The 13056-nt window shown below is 34.6% G+C and carries 14 protein-coding genes; 12 read left to right on the top strand and 2 right to left on the bottom strand.

From position 1 onward, the window contains the following. The first annotated feature begins 3 nt into the window (after positions 1–3). A complete protein-coding gene (locus BLP60_RS05575; RefSeq protein WP_092064710.1) occupies positions 4–1125 on the top strand; it encodes a DUF6340 family protein in 1122 nt (373 codons plus the stop codon). 97 nt (positions 1126–1222) lie between these two features. On the opposite strand, the gene BLP60_RS05570 is transcribed toward BLP60_RS05575, so the two are convergent. Together BLP60_RS05570 and BLP60_RS05565 are read right to left on the bottom strand one after the other, a co-directional pair. Then, positions 1223–3250 (bottom strand): methyl-accepting chemotaxis protein, encoded by a 2028-nt coding sequence (locus BLP60_RS05570; RefSeq protein ID WP_092064707.1) that lies wholly within the window; start codon positions 3248–3250, stop codon positions 1223–1225. A gap of 29 nt (positions 3251–3279) precedes the next feature. Next, positions 3280–3735 carry a cytochrome c family protein gene (locus BLP60_RS05565; protein WP_234970959.1) on the bottom strand — a complete coding sequence of 152 codons (456 nt, stop codon included), beginning with the start codon at positions 3733–3735 and terminating at the stop codon, positions 3280–3282. A 429-nt stretch (positions 3736–4164) separates the two neighbouring features. On the opposite strand from BLP60_RS05565, the gene rpsB reads away from it, so the two are divergent. From rpsB to BLP60_RS05510, 11 genes are all read left to right on the top strand, one after another. Continuing rightward, positions 4165–4932 carry a 30S ribosomal protein S2 gene (gene rpsB, locus BLP60_RS05560; protein ID WP_092064702.1) on the top strand — a complete coding sequence of 256 codons (768 nt, stop codon included), beginning with the start codon at positions 4165–4167 and terminating at the stop codon, positions 4930–4932. Then, a complete protein-coding gene (gene tsf, locus BLP60_RS05555) occupies positions 4933–5526 on the top strand; it encodes a translation elongation factor Ts (RefSeq protein WP_092064699.1) in 594 nt (197 codons plus the stop codon). A gap of 65 nt (positions 5527–5591) precedes the next feature. Then, complete coding sequence (pyrH, locus tag BLP60_RS05550) at positions 5592–6302, top strand: UMP kinase (RefSeq protein ID WP_092064696.1); 711 nt, start codon at positions 5592–5594, stop codon at positions 6300–6302. 37 nt (positions 6303–6339) lie between these two features. Next, entirely contained in the window at positions 6340–6894 is a 555-nt protein-coding gene (gene frr / locus BLP60_RS05545) for a ribosome recycling factor (protein WP_092064692.1), read from the top strand. A gap of 6 nt (positions 6895–6900) precedes the next feature. Continuing rightward, positions 6901–7608 carry an undecaprenyl pyrophosphate synthase gene (uppS, locus tag BLP60_RS05540; RefSeq protein WP_092064690.1) on the top strand — a complete coding sequence of 236 codons (708 nt, stop codon included), beginning with the start codon at positions 6901–6903 and terminating at the stop codon, positions 7606–7608. Continuing rightward, the gene (locus tag BLP60_RS05535) at positions 7602–8396 is read left to right on the top strand and encodes a phosphatidate cytidylyltransferase (protein WP_092064687.1); all 795 of its coding nucleotides are present in this window, start codon (positions 7602–7604) and stop codon (positions 8394–8396) included. The genes uppS and BLP60_RS05535 overlap by 7 nt, the downstream gene beginning before the upstream one ends. 3 nt (positions 8397–8399) lie before the next feature. Then, positions 8400–9596, top strand: coding sequence for a 1-deoxy-D-xylulose-5-phosphate reductoisomerase (locus BLP60_RS05530; protein WP_092064684.1), 1197 nt, complete (start codon positions 8400–8402; stop codon positions 9594–9596). Then, the gene (gene rseP / locus BLP60_RS05525) at positions 9593–10657 is read left to right on the top strand and encodes an RIP metalloprotease RseP (protein ID WP_092064682.1); all 1065 of its coding nucleotides are present in this window, start codon (positions 9593–9595) and stop codon (positions 10655–10657) included. Before BLP60_RS05530 ends, rseP begins: the two co-directional genes overlap by 4 nt. Further along, the gene (gene tsaB, locus BLP60_RS05520; RefSeq protein WP_092064680.1) at positions 10632–11384 is read left to right on the top strand and encodes a tRNA (adenosine(37)-N6)-threonylcarbamoyltransferase complex dimerization subunit type 1 TsaB; all 753 of its coding nucleotides are present in this window, start codon (positions 10632–10634) and stop codon (positions 11382–11384) included. Before rseP ends, tsaB begins: the two co-directional genes overlap by 26 nt. Before the next feature lie 36 nt (positions 11385–11420). Then, complete coding sequence (locus BLP60_RS05515; protein ID WP_092064678.1) at positions 11421–11936, top strand: metal-dependent transcriptional regulator; 516 nt, start codon at positions 11421–11423, stop codon at positions 11934–11936. 78 nt (positions 11937–12014) lie between these two features. Next, positions 12015–12935 carry a flagellin N-terminal helical domain-containing protein gene (locus BLP60_RS05510; protein ID WP_092064675.1) on the top strand — a complete coding sequence of 307 codons (921 nt, stop codon included), beginning with the start codon at positions 12015–12017 and terminating at the stop codon, positions 12933–12935. The last annotated feature ends 121 nt before the right edge of the window (positions 12936–13056 follow it).

Below are 13056 nucleotides of genomic sequence, written 5' to 3'. Positions count from 1 at the left end.
CATATGGAAGTAAAAAATTCTAAAACTATTTTGCTGTTATCTTTAATAGGTGCACTTTTCTTTATGTTTTCCTGTGCTCCCAAAGCAAAACTAACAGCAATAAAACCAGCAGAAGTAGCTATGCCAGGAGTAAAGACTTTGGCTATTTTACCATTTAAAGGAAAATATGGTGATTTAGTTCGAGAAGAATTCTATTCAAAATTAGATGAGGTAAAGCACTTCACCCTACAAGACCTTAGATATAACGAGGCCTTAGATAGAATCCAGTGGGAGCAAATGGATGACCCACGCTTTGTGCCTGCTTTTGAAGAAATCCAAGCAGACGCTGCCATAGCAGGATATGTAGTGGGACAAATAAGGGACATTAAAGGATATGATCAAGTTCAAATGAAAGAGGGTACAGGTCGATATAGAAAAGTAAAAAGAAAAAATATTTTTACTGGCAAAACTGAAATTGTAGATGAAGAAATTATGAAAACTGTTTTAAAAAGAGTTCCTTATATTGTTCGCACTGCTTCACTCACAGCATCTATTAAAGTAATAGACCTAAAAACAAGAAAAATTCTAGCTACTAAACAAGTTACTGAGAGTTTTAAACAAAAATATGGCGGTAAAGAAGAAGCCCAGGGCGGATTTTTAGGTATTTTTGGTGGAGGTAACAGTATCGAACAAGTGCCAACACCAGAAGAAACAATGAGTTTACTGGCTCAAAAAATAGCTTCTAAATTAGTAGCTAAAATAGCACCTACAAAATATACTATTGAGGTAGAATTGGATAAAAGCGGGCCTTCTTATGTCAAAAAAGGAGTTAAATTGGCAGAAAAAGGAGACTGGGAAGGAGCTATGGAAATGTGGTCTGTTGTATTAGAAGAAAATCCTCACTGTGCTCCTGCACTTTATAATTTAGGTGTAGCTTATGAAGCCAGAGGAGATTTAAAAAGTCTTCTTAAAGCAAAAGACCTTTTTGTAAAAGCCTCTCGCTATGGAGACAAGGACATTTACATTGAAGCAAAAGTTAGGATTAAAAGAAAAATTAGAGACGCTCAGAAGCTAAGAAGGCAAAAACATCTTCTTAGAAAAGCTCCTGAAAGAAAGGCTCCTATAGGAGGTGTCCAGGTTTATTAAATTTATTAAATAGCATTTAAAAAACAAAAAAAAGCGGTCAAACTTGACCGCTTTTTTTTGTTTCCTTGTGTAGTATGCTTTTTACTTAATCTTTTACTTATCCCTTTAACTCTTCAATAATACCCTTTAAACGCAAGGCTAGTTTGGCCAATTCCCCAATAGCTGCATTGCTTTGCTCCATAGTATCTGCAATCTCTCTAGATACTTTCCTAATTTCCTCCATAGAATGAGTTATCTGTTCTGATGCAGCAGACTGTTCCTCTGATGCTGTAGCAATATTCCTGACTTGATCAGAAGTAGACTCCACAATATGAACAATATCCTCTAACGCTTTCCCAGATTCTTCAGATTTATGTCTAGTTTCTTCTACAACTTCTAAGGTTTTAGTAGTCTCAAAAATATTTTCTTGGGCACTATCTTGAATCTGGCCAATATAAGTAGCTACTTCCTTTGTTGCGGCCATAGTTTTTTCTGCCAACTTTCTCACTTCATCAGCTACTACAGCAAAACCTCTTCCTGCATCTCCTGCCCTTGCTGCTTCAATAGCTGCATTTAAAGCCAATAAATTAGTTTGATCTGCAATGTCTTCTATAGTGACAATAATTTTTCCAATACCTTCGGCTTGCACGCCTAAATTTTTCATACTTTCCATTAAATGCTTGCTGTGTTCCACAACCTGGGAAATTAAATTCATGGCTTCTTTTACTACAGTTTGTCCTGCAATAGCCTTTTCTCTTGCTTCCTCAGCCAAATTGGCGGCATTCGCCGCATTTTTAGCAACTTCTAAAACAGAAACATTCATCTGTTCCATAGCTGTGGCAGCCTCTGAAACCATCCTTTCTTGTCTGTTTGTCCCACTAGCTGCTTCTTCCATTTGAGCAGAAAGTTCATCAGAAGCAGAAGAAACCTGTTCAGAAACTTCTAAAGCTTTTACTGCTGCTTGTGCAATTGCTTTATTCTGAGCTTCTATCTGTTCTTGTTGATTTTTAAGCTTTGTTAAATCCGTAATTAAAATAAATGCACCAATAAGCTCTCCATCTAAATCTCTTAAAGGAGCTGCATCTCCTATAAAAAAAACCTTTTTACCTTTTCTATTTGTGATACTTCGTTGTATGTTTCTCATCACTTCGCCTGTTTCTAAGGCTTGTCCTACTACTGTTTTGTGATTTTTATCTCCGTAAAAAAATTCTCCAACATATTGTCCGATATAATCTTTGGGTTCGCCTTCTAACCCTAAAAAATCAAGCATAGCTTTATTAGTATAACTTACTTTTTGCTCTGTATCACATACCAAAAATGGAGCTGTTAGACTTTGTAAAACTCCTTTTGAAAATCCCAGTTCTCTTTTTAGTGTGTCTACCATATGTTCTAAATTACGAGCAAGGTCTCCTAACTCATCTTTACGAGAAGTAATAAACTCCTGGCTATAATTACCTTTAGCAATTGCACTACTTGCCTGAGCAATTTCTTTTATTGGTTGTAAAACGTTTTTACGTAAAAATAGGTTGACTATCACTACGAGAAGAATCAACGCTCCACTACAAGCCAAAGCAATTTCCCATGTCTGGGACTTTATCTTTTTCATGGTAGGAGTAACATCTTGAAAAATAATTAAGCTACCTAAAATATTATGCGCCTTACCATGGCAATGATAACAACTCGGCTTATTAAAAATAGGCTTTGCCCTTACAAAATACACATTTTTGTCTAAATTCACTAAAGACATTATCTCATTTCTTATTTTTCCTTCTAATATATTTTTAAAATCTAAAATTTTTTGGCCAAATTTACTCTGAATAAAATTTTTTCCTCTTTGATCCTTTAAAGTGGAATAAGTTGCCTTACCTTGAAAGTCAGTAAGAAACACATGCAAATCTTTATGTGTTTTGGAGAGATTTGAGAATTCTTCTTTAGTACCCTCATCATCACCTCTAATCATTGGTTTTCTTATTCCGTTTTCCAATGCTTGAGAAAGTTTTTGCACATCTCCCTCTAAAAGAGAAAAAATAAGCCTTCTTTCTAAAAAATTCATCGCTCCTAATAAAGCTACAAAAATAAATAAGGCTACAACTGTTACAAGAACTCCTGTTTTTAAATGCAAACTTGAAGACAATTTATTCCACATAATAATTACCTCTTTTCCGCCACATAAATTTAATGCACTCCACCATAAAGCAAAGGCTTAAAATTAAAAGTTTTTACTCTTTCAGATGTATGACAATCATTACAAGTTTTTAAATCCATTTTTAATCTAATTAATTCAGGATCTCCTCCAGATTCTACATGTTCTTTGCCCGGACCATGACAAGTTTCACAACCAACATCACTTAACTCTGGAGTTTTTTCATAAGAAATAAACCCACCTTTACCATATCCAGTGGTATGACAAGCATAACATTCTTGTCTTTCTCTTTCCTCAAGTTTTGGGAACATCTTTTTTATATGTTCAAAACTTTTTGCTTTTTTGGAATATGTTATAAAATTTTTATACTCTTTCTCATGACATTCACCACACTGCTTTGATCCAACATAATCACCTGCATTTACGTTGACAGAAATAAAAATAAAAAAACTTAAAACTATTATAGAAAATATACACCTCTTCATCATAACATCCTCCCACGTTTATCCTCACATCATTTTTAATAAAGACTTTTTGATTTGCAAGTCCTTTAAAATGTTTTTAAAATGTGCCTAAATAAAACCAAATACCTCCTATCGGGTTTATATTTTAACTAAGTTTTAGTTTAAAAATCAACTCGTTTAGATGAAAAAAAACAATTTTAAGGTATATTTTTTTCTCAAATTAAACAAACTCAAAAAATAAAATATTATTTTTACAGTCCCAATGTTTTTAGCTAAACTTAAAATATATACAAAAACAACATTTTTGACATAATAGAAAAATCTTGCCTAGTACCTCAAATTTTCATATGAAAGTTTGTTTCAAAAGCACACACGTTTCCCAAAAACTCTTGGGTGCTCCCTCTCAAGGAGAGAGTTTTTGGAAACGGAGGAAAAACCCAAGGAGGTATTATTATGTCTTATGTTACAATGAAGCAGCTCTTAGAAACAGGTGTTCATTTTGGGCACCAAACTAAACGCTGGAATCCCAAAATGAAGCCCTATATTTTTGGGGCAAGAAAAGGGATCCATATTATCGACTTACAACAAACCGTAAAAATGTTCCAAATTGCCCACGACTTCATTGTAGATGAAGTTGCTCAAGGGAAAACGGTTTTATTTGTAGGCACAAAACGGCAAGCTAAAGACATTATTAAAGAAGAAGCAGAACGATGCCAAATGCCTTATGTTATTCACCGTTGGTTAGGGGGTACACTTACTAACTTTCAAACCATTCGCAAAAGTATTGACCGCTTAAAAAATTTAGAAGCAATGTTTGAAGATGGAAGCATTGAACGCTTTCCTAAAAAAGAAATTATAAAAAAACAAAGGGAATTAGACAAATTAAACCGCAATTTGGGCGGGATTAAAAACATGGAAGGCCTACCTGGAGTAGTATTTATTGTTGATCCTAAAAATGAAGAAATCGCTGTAAAAGAGTGTTTAAAATTAGGAATTCCAACTGTAGCAATTGTAGACACTAATTGTGATCCTGATTTAATCGATTATGTTATCCCCGGAAATGACGATGCTATTAGAGCAATAAAGCTATTTGTCTCTAGCATTGCTGATGCCTGCTTACAAGGCATGGCCAAACGAGAAGAGCGGGGAGAAGAAAGTGAAAAAATTGAGAATGTAGAAGAAACAACTACTGCAGAAGATAATGAGAAGGAGGAGAAATAAATGGCAATCACAGCAGCTATGGTTAAAGAACTTAGGGAAAAAACTGGCGCAGGAATGATGGACTGTAAAAAGGCATTGGAAGCCAGCGGCGGTGACACAGAGAAAGCCATTGCTTGGCTAAGAGAAAAGGGATTGGCTAAAGCTCAAAAACGCGCTGACAGAGCTACTGCTGAAGGCTGGATAGGTTCTTATATCCATTCCAACGGCAAAATTGGAGTAATGATTGAACTAAAATGTGAAACAGATTTTGTAGCTAAAAGCGATCGTTTTCAACAACTGGCTAAAGACCTTGCTATGCAAGTAGCAGCAGCTAATCCTATTTGTTTAAAGCCAGAAGATTTGCCTCAAGACTTACTTGAAAAAGAAAAAGAAATTTATCTCAAACAAGCCAAGGAAGAAGGAAAACCAGATCATATTGCAGAAAAAATTGTCGAAGGACGTTTAAAAAAATATTATAAAGAGGTCTGTTTACTAGAACAGCCATTTATAAAAGACGATTCTAAGACCATAGCAGATCTTTTAAATGAAGCTGTAGTAGCTCTTGGAGAAAATATTCAAATAGGTAGGTTTGTAAGACTTAGCTTAGGAGAATAAAAAAGGGCCAACAATTGGCCCTTTTTTATTAAACATTAAGATAAACTTTTAATTAAAGGTAAAATATGAAATTTAAAAGAGTCTTACTAAAACTAAGTGGAGAAGCTCTAGCAGGAGACGAAAAATTTGGGATAGAGCCACACACTATTCAAGAAATTTGTGCAGAAATAGCAGAAGTAGCCAAGTCTGGCATTCAAGTAGCTCTTGTTATTGGGGGTGGGAATATTTTTAGAGGAGTTTCTGCTTCCTCTAAAGGCATGGACAGAGCATCTGCAGACTATATGGGGATGCTAGCCACTGTTATTAACGCTCTTGCAGTTCAAGATGCTTTAGAAAAAGCTGGCGTCCACACAAGAGTTATGACAGCGATCACTATGCGCGAGGTTGCCGAACCATATATTAGACGACGAGCAATCAGACATTTAGAAAAAGGACGCATTGTTATTTGTGCAGCAGGAACAGGCAACCCATATTTCACTACAGACACAGCTGCTGCTCTTCGAGCAATGGAATTAAAAGCAGATGCTATTTTAAAAGCCACAAAAGTAGACGGTGTTTACGATAAAGATCCCCTAAAATATTCTGATGCTAAAAAATTTGACTCTTTAACTTATATTGAAGTGTTACAACGTCGTTTAAAAGTAATGGACTCTACCGCTATTTCCATGTGCATGGACAATGACCTCCCAATAGTAGTGTTTAATCTTTTTGAAAAAGGGAATATATTTAAAGTATGTAAAGGAGACATAGTAGGAACCATAGTAAGAGGAAATTAAAAAACGTAATGCAGGGGAAATCTTGAGGAGGTGTCTTATGGAGCAGGTATTTAAAAGTGGAAAAGAAAAAATGAAGAAAGCAGTGGGTGTATTGGAAAAAGAATTAGCAAAATTGAGAACAGGACGTGCATCAACAGGTCTTGTAGAAAATTTAAAAGTAGATTACTATGGAACTCTTACCCCACTAAATCAATTGGCCTCTATCTCTATTCCAGACAGTAGAACAATTGCTATCCAGCCATGGGATAGAGGAGCCTTTTCAGAAATAGAAAAGGCTATTCAAAAATCTGATTTGGGATTAACTCCAGTCAATGACGGTAAAGTCATTAGGATAAACCTTCCTCCTCTCACAGAAGAACGAAGAAAAGAATTAGTAAAGCTAGCGAAAAAATATGGAGAAGAAGCTAAAATCGCAGTCCGTAATATTCGAAGAGAATTAAATGAAACTTTAAAAAAAATGAAAAATGAAAAAGAAATTACAGAAGATGACTTACATCGAGGTCAAGATGAAGTACAAAAATTAACTGACAAGTATATTGCCCAAATAGATGAAATCCTTGCAGACAAAGAAAAAGAAATAATGGAAATTTAATTTTTTATGGACAAAGAAGAAAAATTACCTGCTCACCTTGCTATTATCATGGATGGTAATGGCAGGTGGGCGAAAAAAAGAGGGCTATCCCGAACAGAAGGACATAAAGAAGGAGTTAAACGAGTAAAGGAAGTTATTGCTCATTGCTGTAAAATAGGTATTAAGTATTTAACTCTTTATACATTTTCTAAAGAAAACTGGAAAAGACCAAAAACAGAAATTTCAACTCTTTTTAACCTTTTAAGCGAACATTTAAAAAAAGAAGAGCCTTCTTTAAAAGAACAAGGCATAAAATTAAATATATTAGGAGAACTAGAGGATTTACCTCTTTTTACCAAAAAAATTATTCAACAAGTAATACGCAATACTTCTCAATGTAAAAAAATGACTTTAAATTTAGCCTTAAATTATTCAGGTCGAGAAGAAATTGTGCAAGCAGTACAAAAAATTATAAAACAAAACCTACCTCCGGAAAAAATAAATATAGAACTAATAAGCAAAAATTTATATACTACAGGCCAACCAGATCCTGATTTGATTATTAGAACTAGTGGAGAAATGCGCTTGTCAAACTTTCTTATTTTCCAGGCCGCCTACGCAGAACTATACTTTACTCCTGTATTATGGCCTGATTTTACTCCAGACCATTTAGATCAGGCCTTGTTAGAATATAGCAAAAGAGAAAGAAGATTTGGTGGTTTAGGTTCATGCTAAGCTCTCATCAAAAACGCCTTTGCACAGCTTTAATTTTATTGCCAGTTCTAGCTCTTATTATTTGGCAAAAAGGATTTTGGATAACAAGTGGTTTGATTATTATTTCTCTACTGGGCTTATTTGAATTTTATAATATCTTTTGGCAAGAAAAAAAATATCTTATTTTGAAAAGCACAGGGATTTTACTAGGAATTGGGATAATACTTATTCCTATAGAGATTTTTAGACATTTTGCTCCACTTGTAACCCTTATTTTATTTTGGTTATGTGCTTTAATCTTTTTAACTGACTTCGGATTAAAAGAAAAATATTCTTTCTCAGATGCTTTAATTCTTTTAGCCTCTTTTTACTACCTACCCTTAAATCTAAAAATTTTTCAAGACTTAACTTCTTTTGAAATTATCTTAGTATTAATTTCTGCTTTTGCCTCTGACACACTAGCTTATTATGCCGGATGTTTATGGGGAGATAAAAAAATATGGCCTAAAGTCAGCCCCAAAAAAACATGGATAGGAAGTTTAGGAGGACTCATAGGCTGTACTGCAATCAATATTTTAGCTGGTTTTTTTTGGGGCAAAAAAACAATTATTCTTTATATCCTTTTAGGTGTCTGTTTAAACCTTGCAGCTCAATTAGGTGATTTTTTTGAATCTGCTCTTAAAAGAAAATATAACATTAAAGATTCTGGAAATATCTTGCCAGGACATGGGGGAATTTTAGATAGGATTGATTCCTTATTATTCATACTACCTGTTTACTTTGGATTTAAATTTTTAGGACTATTTTAAACTATGGATTACATATCATCTTTAAATATAGACACCTCTTTGCCTCGCTCTGTAGTAATTTTAGGCTCTACTGGTTCTATTGGACAAAATACACTAAATGTCATCTCACATCACCCTGAAAAATTTAAAGTAATTGGACTAGCGTGTGCAACAAATATTCAACTTCTAGCCTCACAAATTAATAAATTTAGGCCCAAGTATGTAGCTGTTTTAAATAAAGATGTAGGAACTAAACTAAAATCTTTGTGCTCCACATATATCCCTAAAATATTATGGGGAACACAAGGGTATCAAAAAATAGCTAGCTTATCAGAAGCAAATGTAATTGTTTCTGCTATGGTAGGAGCAGCAGGACTTTTACCTACCATAGCTGCTGCTAAAAAAAGTAAAATTATTCTCTTGGCTAATAAAGAATCGCTAGTGTTAGCAGGACAACTTTTACGCTCTATTTTAAAACAGACTAACGGAGTAATTTTACCTATAGATTCAGAACACAATGCAATTTTTCAGGTTATTCACGGAAAATTTCAACATATTAAAAAAATTATCCTAACTGCTTCTGGAGGGCCTTTTTTAGGTAAAACAAAAAAAGAATTAAAAAATATAACTCCAGAGCAGGCTTTAAATCATCCCAATTGGTCAATGGGAGCCAAAATATCTGTGGATTCTGCAACTCTAATGAACAAAGGCTTAGAAATTATAGAGGCACATTATTTATTTGGACTTCCTTTAGAAAAAATTAAAGTAATTGTTCATCCTCAAAGTATTGTTCATTCTCTAGTAGAATTTATAGATGGCTCACATTTAGCCCAATTAGGCATTGCAGATATGCAAATACCTATTTCTTATTGTCTTGCCTATCCCGAGAGGATCAACTTATCCTACTTACCTAAGTTAGACTTAACTGAAATAGCTAATCTTACTTTTCAAAAACCAGATGAAACAAATTTCCCTTGTCTTCAAATTGCAAAACAGGCTTTAAAATTAGGACAAGCTGCATGTATAGCCTTAAATGCAGCTAATGAACTTGCTGTAGAAATGTTTTTAAATAAAAAAATAGGCTTCTTAGATATTCCCAAGATATTAAAAAAAGTACTAGACAGTAGCCCAGACATGACTATTGATTCTGTGGAAACCATTTTAGAGTTAGATAAAAAGATAAGAAAAATAACCCTAAACCTTGTAGAGAAGATAAAATGATTGGAATTTTTGCAGTTATTATTGTCTTAGCCTTACTTATTTTTTTTCACGAATTAGGTCATTTTTTAGTAGCTAAGATGTTTAAAATGGGAGTATCTATCTTTTCTTTAGGATTTGGACCAAAATTAATAGGGATAAAAAAAGGAAATACTGATTACCGCATCTCTGCTATTCCTTTAGGCGGATATGTAAAATTAGTAGGAGAAAAACCAGATGAACCAATAGAACCACCTTTTACCAAGCAAGAAAGTTTTGCGCTAAGACCAGCTTGGCAACGTATTTTAGTCGTCTTAGCTGGTCCTCTATTTAATTTTGTTCTAGCTTGGTTTATTTTTTGGGGACTATTTTTCACTCAAGGAAAATTACAAATATTACCTTCTATTGGAAAAGTAATCCAAAACTCTCCAGCTGAAACTGCTGGTTTAAAACCAGGCGACTTAATTTTAAAGGTAAACAACACCCCTATATCTACTTGGGAAGAACTAGTTAAAATTGTAAAAGAAAATCAAGAAAAACCATTAAGCTTAACCATTCAGCGAGGGAAATATGTCTATTCTCTAACAGTTACTCCAGAGATTAAAACAGTAAAAAATATATTCGGAGAAACCATAAAAACACCTCAAATAGGAATTGTTGCCGGAAATAATTTTAAAACTTATAAACTAGATTTTTTTACCTCCAGCATAGAGGGTCTTGTCCATACTTTTAATCTAACCAAGCTAACAGTAATAGGAATCGTAAAGCTAATAGAGCGTATTTTACCCCTTGAAACTATTGGAGGTCCAATAACCATTGCAAAGTTAGTAAGTGATCAAGCACAATATGGAATCATCAACCTTTTAAACCTTGTAGCACTTTTAAGTATTAATTTAGGTTTATTAAACCTTCTGCCTATCCCAGTTTTAGATGGCGGTCATATTTTATTTTATGGACTAGAAATTATTTTACGCAGGCCACTAAGTGAAAAGGTACAGCAAATAAGTATAAAAATAGGATTAACTATTCTCTTCTCATTAATGGGACTTGCGATTTACAATGACATCATGCGAATCATTAAATAATAAAAAATATCTACTAGTTTTAAACGGAGTTGAAGACTATCTACAAGTAGTCTTAGGAACCAAAGACCGTTTATTATGGGCATGGCAAGCTTTTACATTTCAAAAAGGCATGCTTTTTTTAGGTCCACAACTAGAATATCTATTTTCAAGCCTTGCTATTTCTCCTAATCAGTTAAAATCTATTGTCTTGGTAAGTGGTCCTGGATCTTTTACTGGGCTTAGACTAACTTTTGCTCATGCCTATGGTCTAGCCCTTGGGGCTCAAGTTCCTCTTGGTAGTATAGAATATTTACCCTTAGTTGCTAAAAGTATACCCCTTAAAAAAGAAATTTGGGTTCTAACCTATTCTAGACAAAAAGAGGTTTATATCCAGGGATTTGATTCGAAAAAATCTCCTCTTACACCTCCAAAAGCGATAAATTTATCTCAGGCACAAGAAATCTTAAAAAAAAGACCATCAGATATAATTCTAACAGGAAGTGGCTTGAGAAAACATCCACAAATACTCTCGTGGGGCTTTACTACGTTAGAAGAAACATTTGATACCCCTCTACCACAAGTGCTTTTAAAAGAAGCCTTTTGCGCGAAATCTAGTTCAAACGCTCCCCTCCCAATATATCTACGAGCCTCTAATGCTGAAGACAATCTTGAAAAAATTATTCAGCAAACAGGTCTCTCTCTTAAGGAAGCTCAAAAAAAACTTTTCTCTGGGTCCAAAATAAGTTAAAAGCCTTAATAGCTAAATTTTTTAAAGTATAAAACAATGAATAAAAAAAAGAAACAACTAACTCCAAGTCTAGAAGACTACCTAGAAACAATTTTTCATTTAGAAAACACCTATTCTTCTGCCCAGGCCAAGGATATTGCTTCTAATTTAGGAGTAAAAAGAGCTTCTGTGACAGGAGCCCTACGAGCCTTAGCTGCCAAAGGATTAATTAACTATGAGCCATATAGTAAGATCACGCTAACCCCCGAAGGCTTTAGACAAGCTACACGTATAGTACACCGTCATAAAGTATTAGCAGAATTTTTAGAAAATTTCCTCTGTTTAAACCGCAAGCAGGCAGAAGAAAATGCTTGCCGCTTAGAACATCACATAGATGATTTAACCTTGGAAAGATTAATAGATTTTATTGAGTTTATTCAAAAATGTCCTAGAACAGGTAAATCCTGGATAAAAGCCCTCCAAAATCATTGTCATAAGGCAGGCAATTGTTCTGTCTGTAAAAAATGTCTTCAAAAAGCTCTTGAAGAATTTGAAGAAAAAATTTCCTCCTAAAGTTTTTCTTTAACCAACCGATATATAAAGTAACTCAAGGGCAGGGAAGCCCACAAAAAAACTTCAAGGAGGAAGATTATGGCTCTAGTCATTAATCACAACCTAATGGCCATGAATGCGGCCAGGAATTTAGGTGTAGCTTATGGGAGATTAAGTGTATCTACTAGAAGGCTGTCCTCAGGACTTCGTGTAGGTACTGCTGCTGACGATGCTGCTGGTTTGGCAATTAGAGAGCTTATGCGCGCAGATATTGCCGCTCTAAACCAAGGTATTAGAAATGCGAATGACGCTATTTCTTTAATTCAAACTGCAGACGGTGCTTTACAAGTTATCGATGAAAAGCTCATTCGTATGAAAGAACTAGCAGAACAGGCAGCTACTGGTACTTATACATCAGACCAAAGGCTTATCATTGATTCTGAATATCAAGCAATGGCCTCAGAAATTACCAGAATTGCCAATGCTACTGACTTCAATGGTATTTACCTATTAAATGGAAATTTATCTTCTAGTGCTGTTAACCCTGCTTCGTGGGGTGCAGATCACAGTGGTAGTGGCCTAGTGTCAACAGGACCATTAAAGGTTCACTTTGGAAGTGGTAACGACTCTGCAGAAGATTACTATTATATTGCTATAGGAAATGCTACTGCTTCTGCTTTTGGCTTGGGTAATAATGCTGCAACTAGTTCTGCAGGCTACACAATTTCTACTCAATCAGCAGCTCAAAATGCATTAGAGGCAATCAACGCAGCTATAATTTCTAAGGACAAAATCAGAGCATCGCTTGGTGCCCTTCAAAATAGGCTTCAAAATACTGTAACAAACTTACAAATCCAGGCAGAAAACTTACAGGCTGCTGAATCACGAATTTCAGATGTAGACGTGGCAACAGAAATGACCAACTTTGTGCGTAACCAAATTCTTACTCAATCTGCAGTAGCAATGTTAGCCCAGGCCAATGCTTTACCTAGAATGGCTTTACAACTTATCAGTGGATAATAATCTCTTAACCCTACTAAAAAATAAAGGCCGGGCTAATAATGCTCGGCCTTTATTTTTTTTACGGAATATTTTTTGCAAAAAATAATTTTAAAAGAAATTTTTTCCTAATCGAGGAAAC

The sequence above is a fragment of the Desulfonauticus submarinus genome (genome assembly GCF_900104045.1).
Taxonomy (GTDB): Bacteria; Desulfobacterota; Desulfovibrionia; order Desulfovibrionales; family Desulfonatronovibrionaceae; genus Desulfonauticus; species Desulfonauticus submarinus.
The sequence above is the reverse complement of the archived record's forward strand: the minus strand, read 5'-3'. Positions and strand labels throughout refer to the sequence as shown.

What these genes read in the sequence shown, in the direction of transcription:
- BLP60_RS05565 (WP_234970959.1), bottom strand. Translation starts at nt 3,735, where the DNA reads ATGATGAAGAGGTGTATATTTTCTATAATAGTTTTAAGTTTTTTTATT.
- pyrH (WP_092064696.1), top strand. Translation starts at nt 5,592, where the DNA reads ATGAAATTTAAAAGAGTCTTACTAAAACTAAGTGGAGAAGCTCTAGCA.
- BLP60_RS05515 (WP_092064678.1), top strand. Translation starts at nt 11,421, where the DNA reads ATGAATAAAAAAAAGAAACAACTAACTCCAAGTCTAGAAGACTACCTA.
- tsaB (WP_092064680.1), top strand. Translation starts at nt 10,632, where the DNA reads ATGACATCATGCGAATCATTAAATAATAAAAAATATCTACTAGTTTTA.
- BLP60_RS05570 (WP_092064707.1), bottom strand. Translation starts at nt 3,250, where the DNA reads ATGTGGAATAAATTGTCTTCAAGTTTGCATTTAAAAACAGGAGTTCTT.
- uppS (WP_092064690.1), top strand. Translation starts at nt 6,901, where the DNA reads ATGGACAAAGAAGAAAAATTACCTGCTCACCTTGCTATTATCATGGAT.
- rpsB (WP_092064702.1), top strand. Translation starts at nt 4,165, where the DNA reads ATGTCTTATGTTACAATGAAGCAGCTCTTAGAAACAGGTGTTCATTTT.
- BLP60_RS05530 (WP_092064684.1), top strand. Translation starts at nt 8,400, where the DNA reads ATGGATTACATATCATCTTTAAATATAGACACCTCTTTGCCTCGCTCT.
- tsf (WP_092064699.1), top strand. Translation starts at nt 4,933, where the DNA reads ATGGCAATCACAGCAGCTATGGTTAAAGAACTTAGGGAAAAAACTGGC.
- rseP (WP_092064682.1), top strand. Translation starts at nt 9,593, where the DNA reads ATGATTGGAATTTTTGCAGTTATTATTGTCTTAGCCTTACTTATTTTT.
- BLP60_RS05510 (WP_092064675.1), top strand. Translation starts at nt 12,015, where the DNA reads ATGGCTCTAGTCATTAATCACAACCTAATGGCCATGAATGCGGCCAGG.
- BLP60_RS05575 (WP_092064710.1), top strand. Translation starts at nt 4, where the DNA reads ATGGAAGTAAAAAATTCTAAAACTATTTTGCTGTTATCTTTAATAGGT.
- frr (WP_092064692.1), top strand. Translation starts at nt 6,340, where the DNA reads ATGGAGCAGGTATTTAAAAGTGGAAAAGAAAAAATGAAGAAAGCAGTG.
- BLP60_RS05535 (WP_092064687.1), top strand. Translation starts at nt 7,602, where the DNA reads ATGCTAAGCTCTCATCAAAAACGCCTTTGCACAGCTTTAATTTTATTG.